Source organism: Streptomyces sp. NPDC007157, from assembly GCF_040634235.1.
In the GTDB taxonomy this organism is placed as follows: domain Bacteria; phylum Actinomycetota; class Actinomycetes; order Streptomycetales; family Streptomycetaceae; genus Streptomyces.
Window position 1 is genome coordinate 163753 of sequence record NZ_JBEYFE010000014.1, and the last position, 13976, is coordinate 177728.

Annotated in this window: 11 protein-coding genes and 2 pseudogenes; 6 read left to right on the forward strand and 7 right to left on the reverse strand. The window is 69.5% G+C overall.

Annotation, left to right across the window (positions count from 1 at the left end; genetic code table 11):
* Positions 1 to 182: 182 nt before the first annotated feature.
* The 4 genes and pseudogenes from ABZ642_RS25470 to ABZ642_RS25485 all read left to right on the forward strand — a co-directional run.
* Positions 183 to 785: pseudogene (locus ABZ642_RS25470) on the forward strand (cytochrome P450); the annotation flags it as partial.
* 260 nt (positions 786 to 1045) lie between these two features.
* Positions 1046 to 2092: a zinc-binding dehydrogenase gene (locus ABZ642_RS25475; protein WP_360488385.1), complete on the forward strand. Its 1047-nt coding sequence runs from the start codon at positions 1046 to 1048 to the stop codon at positions 2090 to 2092.
* 167 nt (positions 2093 to 2259) lie between these two features.
* Complete coding sequence (locus ABZ642_RS25480) at positions 2260 to 3339, forward strand: hypothetical protein (RefSeq protein ID WP_360488388.1); 1080 nt, start codon at positions 2260 to 2262, stop codon at positions 3337 to 3339.
* A 194-nt stretch (positions 3340 to 3533) separates the two neighbouring features.
* Positions 3534 to 4802: a SpoIIE family protein phosphatase gene (locus tag ABZ642_RS25485; RefSeq protein WP_360488390.1), complete on the forward strand. Its 1269-nt coding sequence runs from the start codon at positions 3534 to 3536 to the stop codon at positions 4800 to 4802.
* An 862-nt stretch (positions 4803 to 5664) separates the two neighbouring features.
* Here ABZ642_RS25485 and ABZ642_RS25490 read toward each other — a convergent pair.
* Positions 5665 to 5886: pseudogene (locus tag ABZ642_RS25490) on the reverse strand (aldo/keto reductase); the annotation flags it as partial.
* 124 nt (positions 5887 to 6010) lie between these two features.
* Between ABZ642_RS25490 and ABZ642_RS25495 the strand changes: the two are divergent.
* Positions 6011 to 7063, forward strand: coding sequence for an LLM class F420-dependent oxidoreductase (locus ABZ642_RS25495; protein ID WP_360488393.1), 1053 nt, complete (start codon positions 6011 to 6013; stop codon positions 7061 to 7063).
* 842 nt (positions 7064 to 7905) lie between these two features.
* Here the strand turns inward: ABZ642_RS25495 and ABZ642_RS25500 are convergent.
* Positions 7906 to 8283, reverse strand: a complete 378-nt coding sequence (locus tag ABZ642_RS25500; RefSeq protein ID WP_360488395.1) for a MerR family transcriptional regulator — start codon at positions 8281 to 8283, stop codon at positions 7906 to 7908.
* Positions 8284 to 8358: 75 nt separating this feature from the next.
* On the opposite strand from ABZ642_RS25500, the gene ABZ642_RS25505 reads away from it, so the two are divergent.
* Positions 8359 to 9087, forward strand: a complete 729-nt coding sequence (locus ABZ642_RS25505) for an SDR family oxidoreductase (RefSeq protein ID WP_360488398.1) — start codon at positions 8359 to 8361, stop codon at positions 9085 to 9087.
* Positions 9088 to 9437: 350 nt separating this feature from the next.
* Here ABZ642_RS25505 and ABZ642_RS25510 read toward each other — a convergent pair whose 3' ends face one another.
* The 5 genes from ABZ642_RS25510 to ABZ642_RS25530 all read right to left on the reverse strand — a co-directional run bounded on the left by ABZ642_RS25510 (position 9438) and on the right by ABZ642_RS25530 (position 13709).
* Positions 9438 to 9740 (reverse strand): hypothetical protein, encoded by a 303-nt coding sequence (locus ABZ642_RS25510; RefSeq protein WP_360488401.1) that lies wholly within the window; start codon positions 9738 to 9740, stop codon positions 9438 to 9440.
* 140 nt (positions 9741 to 9880) lie between these two features.
* On the reverse strand, positions 9881 to 10696 hold the full coding sequence (locus ABZ642_RS25515; RefSeq protein ID WP_360488404.1) for a hypothetical protein: 816 nt from the start codon (positions 10694 to 10696) through the stop codon (positions 9881 to 9883).
* Complete coding sequence (locus ABZ642_RS25520; protein ID WP_360488407.1) at positions 10693 to 11409, reverse strand: ParA family protein; 717 nt, start codon at positions 11407 to 11409, stop codon at positions 10693 to 10695. The genes ABZ642_RS25515 and ABZ642_RS25520 overlap by 4 nt, the downstream gene beginning before the upstream one ends.
* Positions 11410 to 11598: 189 nt before the next feature.
* Complete coding sequence (locus tag ABZ642_RS25525; RefSeq protein WP_360488410.1) at positions 11599 to 12171, reverse strand: helix-turn-helix domain containing protein; 573 nt, start codon at positions 12169 to 12171, stop codon at positions 11599 to 11601.
* The gene (locus tag ABZ642_RS25530; RefSeq protein ID WP_360488413.1) at positions 12168 to 13709 is read right to left on the reverse strand and encodes a MarR family winged helix-turn-helix transcriptional regulator; all 1542 of its coding nucleotides are present in this window, start codon (positions 13707 to 13709) and stop codon (positions 12168 to 12170) included. The genes ABZ642_RS25525 and ABZ642_RS25530 overlap by 4 nt, the downstream gene beginning before the upstream one ends.
* Positions 13710 to 13976: the final 267 nt, after the last annotated feature.

A 13976-nucleotide genomic window follows, 5' to 3' on the forward strand; every position in this document is an offset into this window, starting at 1 on the left:
TCCCAGTGATTTCCTGTACACCGAGGTGCAGGAGGGGCGCAAGCCCTCACTCTTCGACGCTACTACAAGAATTCTTAGCACTGGTGCGATACCGGGCATTCTCGCGGCGCGACGGTGGAGAGGACCGCCCCACCGGAGGCGGCAGTCCCTGAATGTTCCACCGCGGAGGGCGGTGCATCTCCATGACCGAAACCCGGTGCGAACTGCAGGCAGCGAGCGGCAGCGTTCCGGACGGCGTTCCTGTGATAGACATCTCCGCCACCGGGCCCGGCGACACGCCTGTCCTGCAACTGATGGAGCTCGCCCGGCGGCACGGCCCGGTCTTCGTCCAGCGCCTGCACGGCCGCGACACGTTCTTCGTCAGCGGACTGGACCTGGTCACGGAGCTGGCCGATGAGCAGCGTTTCCCCAAGGACGTGGGCCCGGCGCTCGTGAACGTGCGGGAGTTCGCCGGCGACGGCCTCTTCACCGCCTACAACGACGAGCCGAACTGGGCCAAGGCGCACGACATTCTCATGCCCGTCTTCGCCCTGGGGTCGATGCGCACCTACCACCCGGTGATGCTCAAGATCGCGCGCCGACTCATCGACTCGTGGGACCACCACATTGCCGTCGGCGCCGCCGTGGACGTGCCGGGCGACATGACCCGGATGACGCTGGACACCATCGGCCTGGCCGGGTTCGGCTTCGACTTCGGCTCGTTCGCGCGGGACGAGCCGCACCCGTTCGTCGGCTCGATGGTGCGCAGTCTGGACTGGGCGATGACCCGGCTCGCCCGTGTTCCCGACATGGACTGCGCCCGGATGGCGCCCGGTGTCCGGGATGCCTTCCAGGCCCTGTACCTGAAGCACACCCCCGGAGCCCAGGGCGCGGACGCCCACGAGTGGCTCCAGCAGCTGATCGCCGGTGGCCGCTACGTCGAGGACGTCTACGTCGGCTGACCCCCATACCCGCGTGGGGAAGGCCACCTGACCGCCTTCCCCACGCGGTGCACCGTCACCAACCCAAGACTCGGCCCACCACCGAAAGATTCGAGGTCCCTGCCATGGCCACCATGCTTGCCGGCCGTCTCCACCTGGACACCCTGAAGTTCGCCGTCGAAGAGGTCCCCGTCCCCGTACCCGGCCCCGGAGAGGTGCTGATCGAGGTCAAGGCCGCCGGTGTGTGCCTGTCCGACGTCCACCTGATCGACGGCAGCCTCAAGCCGTTCCACCCCGTCGACACCGTCACTCTGGGCCACGAGGTTGCCGGTGTCATCCACACGCTCGGCTCGGGCCTGCTCGGCGACTGGGCCCCGGGCACGCGCGTCGCCTTGCAGGCCGGCCAGCCCTGCGGCCGCTGCGGCAACTGCATGCGCCGACTGCGCCCGTGCCTCAAGACCCTGACCCGCGGCCTGGACTACGACGGCGGCTGGGCCCAGTACGCCGTCGCCCGCGAGGACACCCTCGCGCTCCTGCCCGACCAGCTGCCCTTCGACCAGGCCGCCATCATTCCCGACGCCGTCTCCACCCCCTACGCGGCCATCGTGGAGACCGGACAGGTCCGCCCCGCCCAGGCCGTGGGCATCTGGGGCGCAGGCGGTCTGGGCGCCCACGGCATCCGGCTCGCCCGACTGGCCGGCGCCGCGCCGATCATCGCCGTCGACCCGCTGTCCAGTGCCCGCGAACGCGCGCTCGCCTTCGGCGCGGACCTCGCCCTCGACCCGGCCGCCCCCGACTTCCCCGAAGCCGTCCACCAGGCCACCGCGGGCCTGGGCCTGGACGTGGCCTTCGACTTCGCCGGCGTCCCCGCCGTCCGCGAGCAGGCCGCCACCGTGCTCGCCCGGGGCGGAGTGCTGGTCCTGGCCGGCCTCACCCCGAAGCCGCTCACCATCACGGACAGCACCCAATTCAGCTTCCGCCGCAACCAGGTCCGCGGCCACTACGGATCCGGGCCCCAGTACGTCGAGCAGCTGATCCGGCTGGCCTCCACCGGCCGCCTCGACCTGGCACCCTCCATCACCGCACACATCCCCCTCGCCGAAGCGGCCGACGCCGTCGCCCGGCTGGAACGCAAGGAGGGAGACCCGATCCGCCTCGTGCTGATCCCCTGACGCCACCAACCGCTGCGGCTCGCCAGGACGGCCGGCCATGCCGACAGCTCGCGAGCCGTCGGCATGGCCGACCGTCTCCGGGCAGTCCCACGGACGCGGCCGGCCCCTCACCGACCACTTCGGCCGTCGAACGAACAACGACCTCTGCCTGCAAGGGAACGACCTCCATGCGTCATCAGCGCACCGTCCGCCATGCGGTGGACAACCCGCCCAGCCCGCGCCACACCGTCCGCCACGTGGTACTCCACCTGCTCACCCCGCTGGTGATGTGTCTTGGCATGGGCCTGTCCTACCTCGGCGCCTTCCACGCGCCGCAGGACCACATGCACGGGATGAAGGTCGCCGTAGTCGGCACATCGGCACGCAACCAGCTGCTGGCACAGGCGCTGAAGAGCAAGGCCGGGGACGCGCTGGACGTCATCACCGTGCCCCACCAAGCCGTGGCCCGGCAACAGATCATGGACCGGGATCTGGTCGGCGCGTATGTCCCGAGTGCCAAGCACCCCGAGCTGCTGGTCGCCGAGGCCAACTCCGGCACCTCCGTCACCGCGGCCGAGGAGGTCTTCACCAAGGTGGCCGCCAAACAGGGCGCCCCGTTGCAGGTCACCGACTTGTCCCACATGGCCGACGGTGACCGCACCAACGAAAACCTGTTCTTCCTGCTGGTCGCCCTGAGCATCGGTGCCGTTCAGGGGGCCGCTGTCATCGCCGCGGCCGGTGCCGCACTCAGCGTGTGGACCCGGGCCTCCCTCGGCATCGTCGCGGCCCTGGCGGTGAGCACCATCGGGGCGATACTGGCGGGTCCGTGCTTCAACATCGTCGACCACGACCAGTGGGGCATATGGGGCATGTCCCTGATGTACACGGCAGGGATCCTGACCATCGGCATCGGTCTGCACACGTTCCTCAAACGCTTGACGTTGCTGGTCCTCATGGCGCTGTTCATCATGCTCAACTTCACCACCTCCGGCGGCATTTTCGAGCCGGAGCTGCAGGGCGGCTTCTTCGGCGCGCTGCATGCCTTCTGGGACGGCGCCGGCTTCGTCGAGGGCGCCCGCAGCCTGCTCTACTTCGACTCGGCGAAACTGGGCGGCCGGATCCTCTCCCTGGCGCTCTGGCTCGTCGCGGGCCTGCTGCTGGTGGTCGCGGCCGCGGTGGCCGAGCGGCGTACCAACCCTGCCCCGGCGCCCGTCCCCCTGGCGGAGGCGGACGCCGAGGAGGAAATGGGCGAGGCCGTCGCAGTGTGATCGCGCGGACGGGAGGGGGCGGTCCTACGGCCTGAAGCAGCACCGCTACTCGCTGCCGCCGGAGTGCCGATGCCTCGCGCCGCCACAAAATGGCCGACGGCCGAGCCGTCAGCGGTTGTCGGCATGTGGTGGCGCTCGGGCGACGGTGGGACGTGTCGTTGGCGAAGCACTTATGGCGCTCATACAGTGAGTGGGTGGGTGGCAGTTCGGCGACTGACGCGGTGCGTGCGGCCACAGCAGAGGTCGACTACGATGCGCTCTTCGCTGCCACCCCCAGCCCATGCCTGGTGCTTCTCCCGGACCTGGTGATCGTCGCCGCGAACAGGGCGTTCTGCCAGGCAAGCGGGCGCACCCGCGATGATCTGGTCGGACAGCCCTTCTTCGACGCCATCGCGGTAAACCCTGCAGACCCCGACACAGATCAGATGCGCCACCTGGTGGCGGCGTCGCTGGAGCGGGTGCTCTCCACCCGGGAGCCGGAGACGATGGCGCTGCTGAAGTACGACGTCCCCGCCGCGGGCCGACCCGGGGTGTTCGAGGAGCGCTGGTGGTCCACGACCAACACGCCGGTTTTGGGGCCGGAGGGGCAGGTGAGGTGGATTCTCCTCCGGGTGGAGGATGTGACCGCCTACGCCCGTGAAAGGCACGTCCGCAACAAGCCCGACCGTACGCTGCAGATGGAGGCTGAGCTGTACGAACGCACCCGGAAGGTGCAGCGCCTGAACGAAGAGCTGCGCCGGGCCCACGCCCGCCAGCGACGGGTCGCCCTCAAGCTGCAGGAGGCAATGCTCCGCTCACCCGACCTGTCCCGGCACCGGGATGTCGCGGTGCGCTACCTGCCCGCGGTCGACTCCTTGAATGTGTGCGGCGACTGGTACGACGCCGTTGACCTGTCCGACGGCCGCTTCGCGGTGGCGGTCGGGGACGTGGTCGGCCACGGCTTGGAGGCCGCGACCGTCATGGGCAGGCTGCGCAGCGCGCTGTCCGCCGCCAGCCGGGCCGTGGCCGGGCCCGCCCAGGCTCTGGAGCTCCTGGGCCTCTACGCACGCTCGATCGACGGGGCCTTGGCCACCACGGTCGTCTCCGTGCTGATCGACACGCGCTCCCAACTGATCATCTACAGCAGCGCCGGCCATCCCCCTCCGGCCCTGCTGCACCCGGATGGTCACTGCACGTTGCTGGACCAGGCCACCGACCCGCCACTGGGCGCTCGCCCCCGACACGTCCCCCGCCCTCAGGCTGGCATCGAGTACAGCCGCGACTCCACCCTTGTGCTCTACACCGACGGCCTGATCGAGCGCCGCGACGAGGACATCGACACCGGCATGCACCGGCTGATGGACACCCTCGTGGAAAGGTGCATCGGGCTCGATCCGGAACACGTCGCCGACACTCTCCTGACTCACCTCCGCGTCAGCAAAGGTGCCAGTGACGACATCGCCTTGGTTGTCGTTCACCTGTGAGAGTGAGCTTGCCGCACTTCCTGACGAAGGGTCCCCGGCGTCCTGCTCAATGTCGGATTCCGGAGGCACCAAGACTCCGCGACGTCAGCGATCGATTCTTGGAGCACCAGCCGTCCTGTTGCGGAGGGACCAACTCGTTCAAGCTGACCCAGGGGGACCGACTGCTCCGGGGCGAGACGAGGACCGCCGTGGCGCGAGCCACCGTGGTTCAAACCCGGGCGCCGACTCGTACAACTGCGGGATCCAGGCCAGAACCAGGTCCCCTGGTACGAGTCCTTCGCTCCGTGGTGGATGGCATCGGAGACAGCCGCGGCGGCGGCGCCACGGCTGAGCCCACCACCGGCGAGCTCCTCACGGATCTTGAGGCGCGGGCAGGAGGACCGGGCTCCTCTTCGTGCCGGGACGGCGTCTGCGGCGGATGGCCGTCTTGATCGGACGGGCTGGGCTGCAGGCCCGCCAGCTTTTCGGGCTCTGCCGTGCGCTCCTGGTCCGGGCCTGCCGCAAGTGCGCCTCACGCGCCGATAGTTGCCGGTGAACCCGTACTCCGCCACCAGACGCGCAGTGGTCCCCGGGTCTGTGCTACGGCGTTTCGGCGCGTCACCCGTCTGCGTGCCCTTCGCGGGTTGTCTCCAGCGGCAATGTGGTGCCTGTGGGGAGGACCTCTCCGATCGGCGTCGACACTCGTGGCGGCGCGGGGCGCGGTCCAGTGGCGAACCGGCAGGACTCCAGGCAGCGTGTGGGAGGGCGGGTCGGTGCTGGTGCCGTCTTTGCGTCAGCGCAGGCGGCATCCCACCCTGCCCTTCACTTGCGCACCGTGAGCGCGGTTGCCGCCGCAGCCCTGGGGTGCTCCCATGGAAGAAGCAGCGATCACCGGGTCGGAGCGCGGCACGAGGTCCTCGGCGAGCAGGCACTCGACCCCGCCGTCCCCGTACCTGGCGGCCGTCTCCGCGAGCCTGCCGCCGGCCTTCCGGAAAGTCCTGAGCTGGTCCGCGGCATCGCGTTCGCCGGTGCCGCGCCCAGGTCAGCGTGGCGAGCCCGAGCCGGGACACACGCGTCCCGCGCGGCCAAGGTGCCTTGGCTCCATGACGGCTGAGGTCAATGGTCACCCGCGGTCCTTGGTCACGAGTGATGGACCTGACAGACGCCGCCCCCGGGTCGACATGCTCCGGGGGAACGACGACGAAATTCCCATGGGTGAGGGGAGCGATATGCGACTCGGGATCAACCTCGGCTACTGGGGCGCCGGGATGGACTCGGACAACCTCGCTGTCGCCAAGGAGGCGGACCAGCTCGGTTACGCGGTGTGCTGGGCGGCGGAGGCCTACGGCTCGGACGCGCCCACCGTGCTCGCGTGGGTGGCGTCCCGGACGGAGCGCATCGACGTCGGCTCGGCCATCTTCCAGATCCCGGCCCGAACGCCCGCCATGACCGCTATGACCGCCGCCACCCTCGACTCCCTTTCGGGCGGCCGCTTCCGCCTCGGCCTGGGCCTCTCCGGCCCGCAGGTTTCCGAGGGCTGGTACGGCGTCAAGTTCGACAAGCCGCTCGCCCGCACCCGTGAGTACGTGGAGATCGTCCGCAAGGCGATGACGCGCGAGCCGCTGACGTACGAGGGCGAGCACTGGACGCTGCCCCTGCCCGGCGGCCCCGGCAAGGCGCTCAAGCTGACCGTCCACCCCGTGCGCGAACACATCCCGCTCTACATAGCGGCCATCGGTCCGAAGAACCTGGATCAGACCGGCGAGATCGCCGACGGCGCCCTGCTGATCTTCCCCTCCGCCGAGCACCTGGAGGACACCGCGCTCCGGCACATCCGGGCGGGTCGCGAGAGGGCCGGCAAGACCATGGAGGACTTCGACGTCTGCCCGACCGTGCCCATCGCCCTCGGCGAGGACGTGGACGCGCTGGCCGACCTCTTCCGCCCGTACACCGCGCTGTACGTCGGCGGCATGGGCAGCCGCAAACAGAACTTCTACAACCGGCTCGCGCAGCGCATGGGCTACGAGAAGGAAGCCGCCGAGATCCAGGACAAATACCTGTCCGGCGACAAGGACGGCGCGGCAGCCGCGATCCCGCGCCGGCTCATCGACTCCACCACCCTGCTGGGTTCCGTGGAGCGCATCTCCGACCGCATGCGGGCCTACGCGGCGGTCGGCGTGACCACGCTCACCCTCTCCCCGGCCGGCACCACCCTCGACGAGCGGCTCGCGGCCCTGCGCGCCGGCGTTGAAGCGCTGGATCGCGCGGGTCTCGCGGAGTAGAAGGTGGCAGACCTCGCCTGGCGAGACGGACGCCGGGTGCTCGGCGCTGCTTGGCTCGGCCGGGGATGGGCCCGCGCCGGGTCCTGGTTCTAGGCTAGGACGAAGGAACCTCCACCCACTTCTTGCGACGGTACAGGGCCAGGTCGACTCCCATCGCGGTCAGCAGGTCGCCTTCGGAGTCAGGCCGGCCACTTTGAGGCCGGGGCCAGCCACGACCCCGACGAACTGCTGTGTTCTGAGGTCCCAGATGCGTGGCGTGTCGTCCCGGGACGTTGAGACGGCGAGCGCGGTGCCGTGGACTGTCGTACAAACGACGTTGTGCACGAAGTCGACGTGGCCGCGTTAGGGTCCGCCCACCTGGTGACAGGTCAGCAAGCAGTATCGCGATCGCCTCCAACGAGGCTTTCACCGGCTGGAGCAGGACCTTCACCGATCCACGGCTCTGCGAGCCCTCGTCCACCTCCGAACTCAGTCGCTGCTCAATGTCGCTGACTCAGCCTTGAGCCCTAGATCGCCTCACCGCGTAGGACACACGGTCTGAAGAGGACGACTTGGCGACTTCGAAGGCTGTGGGCCCCGTGCGCTCTCCTGGATCACTAAAGCGTCCTCGGTTTGGGCGCGATTGTCGGGCTTCGGTGTCAGAATGCGGGGATCAACGAGTCACCCTAGTGTCCCGCGCCAGTAATCCGTCGGTAGATCCGCCTCGTCCTGGCGGCCCAACTTCGGTCGTCGGCCAGGCATGTTGGCCGTCCGCAACTCAGCCGGAACTACCTAGGAATTTCAGGCGCAGGACACTAGTACTCCAGCCGTAGATCGCTGGTGCGCCGTCCGACCGACCGCGCCTACGGGTGCGTGTCCGTGATCGCGATGACCTCGTCGAGGCGGTCCAGGGCAGCCTGCATGTCGTCGACCTTGGCCTGGATGCGGTCCCGCTCGGCGCGCAGCATGGCTCGTTGCTCGGCGTCGGTGTGCCCGGAGTCCCAGCACGGAAGGAGTTCCGTGATCCTTCGGCTGGTCAGGCCGGCGGCGAACATCTGCTGGAAGAAGCGCACCAGGGGGACGGCGTCCTGCCGGTAGAGGCGCTGGCCGGAGGGGCTGCGCTCCGCGATGAGCAGCCCCTGCTGCTCGTAGTAGCGCACGGCGCGTACCGAGACGCCGGCACCCCGCGCCACCTCGCCGATGCGGATCAGCCGCTCGGCCGCGGCCTGCGTGACGGTCATGGTGATTCCTCTCACCCCGGTCCTGACGACCAGCACTTGCCTCTGACGTCAACGTCAGGTTTTAGCGTACCGGGCATGGACATCAATAACTCAGTTGCCCTTGTCACCGGAGCCAACCGCGGCCTGGGCCGCGCCTTCGCCCAGCGCCTGCTCGAACGGGGCGCCCGCAAGGTCTACGCGACGGCCCGCCGACCGGAGACCGTGGACCTGCCCGGGGTCGAGGCGCTGCCCCTCGACGTCACCGATCCCGCATCCGTGAGGGCCGCCGCCGAGGCCGCCCCGGACGTCTCGCTACTCATCAACAACGCGGGGATCCAGACGGGGGCCGACCTGGTGACCGGTTCGCTGGACGCGGTGCGGCACGAGCTGGAGACCAACATGTTCGGCCACCTGGGAATGATCCGGGAGTTCGCGCCGGCGCTCGCCAGGAACGGCGGGGGCGCGATCGTCAACGTCCTCTCCGCCATGTCGTGGTTCGGGGGCAAGGGCGCCAATGCCTACCACCTGACCAAGGCCGCCGCCTGGGCCATGACCAACGGCGTCCGCCTGGAGCTCGCCGAGCAGGGCACGCTCGTCACAGCGGTACACCTCGGCCTGGCCGACACCGACATGGCCGCGGGCTGGCCCGTGGACAAGATCGCTCCGTCGGACCTGGCCGACGCGGCGCTCGACGGTGTCGAGGCGGGCTCCGCCGAGGTCCTCGCCGACCAGTGGAGTCGGGACGTCAAGTCCCGTCTGCCGCTGACGCCGGAAGAATTCAACGACGCGATGGACCGCGCCCTGGCGGCGCTAACGGCGGCATGAGGGGCCCCTCGGGCCGCACTGGCTGAGTCGGAGCTGGCCCGGTCCTTCCGCGAGCGGGCCGAACGCGCACGCGCGTGGCCGCGAATGAGGAAGCTGCTCAAAGGGCTTGCGGAGTCGTACGAAGCTGACGCCCGGCGGGAGGACCAGGAGGCAGAGCGACGGCATCAAGGCCTGGAGTAGGCCCCCTAGGGCCTGAAAGCGCAGGCCGCAGCCACTCGTTGGTGGCGAGTGATGCCGCACTCAACCGCGTGCCGCCGCTTGTAGTCGGCGGCGGCGGGGCGTACAGCTTCTGATCCGCGACGCCGTCACGACGCTGCGACCGGACTCCGGCATGGTTTGTCGGCGGGGAGTTAGGCAGTGGTCGAAGCTGGCTCTGGTGGGTATCCCTTGGCGCGGAGGAAGGTGTCGAGGGCGAGGGCGACGATGTCGCCGTGGGGGATGCCGCTGTCGGCGTTGTAGCGGCGGATGCGGCGTTGGAGTTGAAGGGCCTCGGGTACGGCGTAGTTGAGTTGCCCGCGGCTGGTGTGGCGTGTGCTGAGGATTGCTTGTGTGTCGGGGTGGGGGATGCGGGGATCGTCGGTGGTTTCAGACTGGGCTTCGAGGATGGCGGCGAGGTCGCGTAGCAGGCGAATGTGGTGGGTGTGGTCGGGCATCGTGGTGCTCCGGGTTGCGGCGACTAGTCGAATAGTGGTCCGCCTAGTCGACTATTGGGCTATTGGAATAGTCGGCCGGGTGGGCGCGGTCTCGCTGGGCCGCGCCCACCCGGTGGCGTGGGTGGTGGGGCGTGGGGTGGTCAGAAGCCTCGGGTGGTCAGCCACTCGTCCATCGCGACGGCGACGATGTCGCCGATGGGCAGGTGGTCGAGTTCGTTGTCCAGGGCGAAGCGCTTGATCCGCCGCTTGAGCTTCAGCGCGGCCGGCACGGACGAGTCGAGACTTTCCCTGGCGATGACGCGCTGATTCAGAAGAACGGCCACGTCGGGGATGTCTCCCGGGCGGCCGGGGCCCTTGGCCCACGGCGCGCCCTCGCTGGGTGCTTCGCTCGATCGAGTTCCGTAGCTGTGCCCAGGTGTCAGCTCAGCACCCTGCACGGGGAAGGCCGTACCTGTTGCCGCCGGAGACGTCGCCGGGCGGACCGCTACCTCTGCGGCTGGACGCGCACCGGGCACTTCGGCGGCGGGAGACCCCTGCACCGCGGGCTGCTCGCCATCCTCATGGGCGGGTGTCACCGATGCTTCAACTGTGACCGGGCCCGGATCGGACGGGGTACCAGTCGCTTGAGACGACTGGCCCCAGACGGCCTCCTGGGCGGCACCGTTTGGGGGATCCGCAACAGCCGTGTGTGCGGTACCCAGCCCAATGCTCGCCGCTGCGACCCCCGGTACCGCATCGGCCCTGACTGGCGTGCGCTCGACGGCGGAGTCCGCCGGGAGCGTGTCCCCCGACGCTTGGGCCGTTGCCTGGGTGTGGGCCTGTTCGGCGGCGTACTGCTCGGGGGTGAGTTCGGCGGTTGGGGGAGGTGGCAGCGGGGCCGCCTTCTTGGTCCCGCCGCCGAGGGTGCGGCCGGTGCGGCGGGCAGGGGGCTTCAGCTTCTCGTTCTTGTCGGTCATGCCTGGGTCAGCTCCTTCATCAGGTTGGCGTACTCGCTCAGTTCGGTGGGGATCTCGCCGAAGGCCTCCATGTAGTGGACCCAGGAGTGGATGGTGGTGTCGGCGAGCGGGAAGGCCTCGTCGCGGTCGGGGCCGATGCCCTCGCCCTGGGCGGGGTCGAGTAGCTGCTCCTTTGCCCGGCTGGGGAGGCTGGTGCGGTCGTCGGCCTTGACCATGACGACGTGGGCGGTGACGCCGTGTTCGTTGCGGGCGGCGGCGCGTTCGGCTTCGTCGAAGGTGGCGACGAGTTTGCGGCGTTCGATCTTGGTGGGGGCGACCGGGACGAGTAGCAGGTTCGCCTCGGTGACCGCCTCGTGGAAGATGCGGGCGCTGCCGCCGCCGGCGTCGACGACGATCGCGCCGAACTCGGCGCGCTTGGCGCGGATGTATTCGGCGATGTCGTCGAACGGGTACCGCTCGACAACCAGGTTGGCCGGGATCTCGAAGCCGGCGGCCTGGGCGACCTTGAACCAGTCGTAGGCGGACTGGCTGGTGGCGTCGGCGTCCAGGAGCAGGGTGGGCAGGTCGAGGACGACGGCGTGGTAGAGGGCGATGAACCAGGCGGAGGTGGTCTTGCCGGTGCCGCCTTTGAGCATGCCGACGACGATGACGAAGGCGTCCCACGCGCTCGTGGTGGCTGCGGCCAGGGTCTTGTGGCGGGTGTTCTCGTTCACGTGTGCTTGATCTCCAGAGTAGAAACGGGGTGTGTGCTGGTGCTGGGGTGGCAGGCGCCGACCATCCGGGACGGGCTGGGCCTCAGGCTGATCGCGGGGGTGCCCGGGCCAGGCACCTCCGTCTGGGATGGCACCGGTGCGCGGGGTGGATGGGCTGTCTGAGCGTGCCTGCGGCCTCGCGGCTGGCGTTCACGGCTGTTTCCTCGGCTGGCGGGCGGGGCCGTGACGGTGCTGCGGTCGCATCGGGGTCCCGGCCTCGCGCAGGAGCCGGTAGACCGTGGCGACGGAGAAGTTGCATGCTTTCGCGAGTTCCGGTACCGACTTGTCGGCCTCGTACTGTTTGCGCAGCCAGAGCGCGAGCTTCTGCCGCTTGGCCTTCGACGGCGCGGAGCGGATTGCGCGTGTTTGCCGCGTGGTGCGTACCGCTGCACCGGCCTCGATCAGAAGGCGTCGTGTGGCGGGTTTCGACTTGCCCGCTTTGCGGGCCAGTTCGTCGAGGGTCGCTCCGTGCTTCTCGTACAGGACACGCAGTCGGGCCGCCAGACGAGCGCGGGCCTGCGGACCCTCGCGCAGTCTCCGGGTCTGCCACGATGTCCGCATCACCGTCCCGGCCTCGTGCAGCCGGTTCAGCAGCGTGCCGTAGGGCAGGCCGCTGGCGTCCACGAGTTCCTGGACCGTGGCACCGGCCTCGTACTGTTCACGCAGCCCCTGAGGACGGGGTGGTTCGCCGTCGGGTTCGGTCGGTGGGGAAGGCGGGTTCATGCGGTGGACTCCCATTCGCTGAGGGCTTGGGTGTGGGCTGCGGCCAGTTCGTCGTAGGTGCGCTGGTCGGCGGGGGTGATGAGGATCAGTCGGCCGTCCGTCGCCATCCGCCAGCCGTCAGCAGCCCGGCCGGTCGCCGGATCGAGGACGCGTCCGTCAGCGGCTTGCCAGGCAGCCGGGACCTCGTCCGGACGCACTGCGGGAACCAGGACTGGGCGGCCGTTATGGACGATCACCAGGGCACGGCTACGGTGCTCGGCCAGGCGCTCCAACGCCTTTTGGTAGAGGGCACGTTCGGCTGCGTGCAGGGCCTTGCGTCGTGCTGCGGTTCCTGCTGTGCCGCTCCGTAGGGCGATCTCATCCCAGCCCCGGGCCGGCTGCATGTCCAAGGGTGGCTGAGTGCTGCGCGGGAAGCGTCCGAGGCCTTGCAGCGCGTGGGGAGCGAGGGTCCAGGTTTCGCCGTGGTGGTGGACGAGACCGTGGTGGGCCAGGCGGCGCAGGGTGCGGTAGGTGGTGGCGCGGGAGACGGAGGAACTGGCGATCAGATCAGCGATGGTCTGCGCGGGCCGGGCGTGGAGGGCGCTGATGATCACGAGGGCGGCGCTGCCGAGGCCGTGGTGGGCGAAGGCGTCGTGGCCCATGAGGCGGGCGAGGACGGTGGAGTCGATGTCCGGTGCCGTACCGGTCTCAGGGGTGGTCCACTCCTCAAGTGCCGGGTCGGGGGGGAACCGAGTGGTACGGGAACGGGACAGCACAGCGGTGCCCACGCGCCGGTGGGAACTACCCAGGGCCAGGTACCAGGTGGAGCCCTCCCGGCCGTGTCCCACCCGCAGACGCCTCAGCCAGCCCTGGGGCCTGAGGATCGTCTCGTAGACGGCCCGCAGGGCCGTTCGGGAGATCCCGGCCTCCTCGGCGGCTTGCCGCTCGCTGGCGTGGTGCAGCGGGCCGCCGGCGGTCTCGGCGAAGTTCAGATGTGCTCGAAGGACCCGCAGCGCGGTCCTTGCCTGCTCGCCGCGCCACGGTGTGGTCTCGATGCGGTCCCGCAGGGCTGCCAGCACCTCGTAGGCGTGATCCCGGGAACCGAGCACCATGCTGGTGCTCACGGTCTGCACAGCACTGGCCCATACCCTGTGGATGTAGCCCAGCGCACGCGCCTGCCCAGAGCGCAAGGCGATGTGCTGGGCGTGGCGGCCGCCCTCGTGGTCGGGGTGCAGCAGCAGCCGGGTCAGCTGCTCGACGCTTCCGCCGGCGCGGGCCACGTGGCAGGCGATTGCCGCGGTGATCCGGTGACCGTGCTCCGATATGCCCTGGCGGTCGCCGCGCAGAGTCACCGTGCGGCCGTCGGGACCGAGCCTGCTGTAACTGCCGGTGGCGTAGCGGCCGGTGAGGTCGCCGAGCAGGACCAGGTCGGCGGCGGGCTTGGGGAGGCAGGCGAGTCCCTGCAGCGTGGTGTGGCTGTCTGTGGTTGCCTCTGGTGGGGAAAAATCCGGACGTGAGGCCGACGGGGAGTAGTGCGGGTGGGTTGTGGGGTGTGGCATTCTGGGGTCGTCCCAAGGACATGGACGCCACCAAGGCCCGCTAGAACCAGCGGTGGTGTCCGGAACCGACCTCCAATCGGTGCCAGCGAAGCCTCCAGGATTGCCGTCCTGGGGGCTTTCGTGCGCTCCGGCACCGGTCGGAGGCAGGCGTCCCCATCGCGGCTCGACCGGAGACGACCGAGAGGCCTGTCAGAGTCGCCACCCTGGATCCGTACCGGTCAACGCAGGTCGCTCAAAGGGCAGTTGGGGAGGCCGATGCCTCTGACT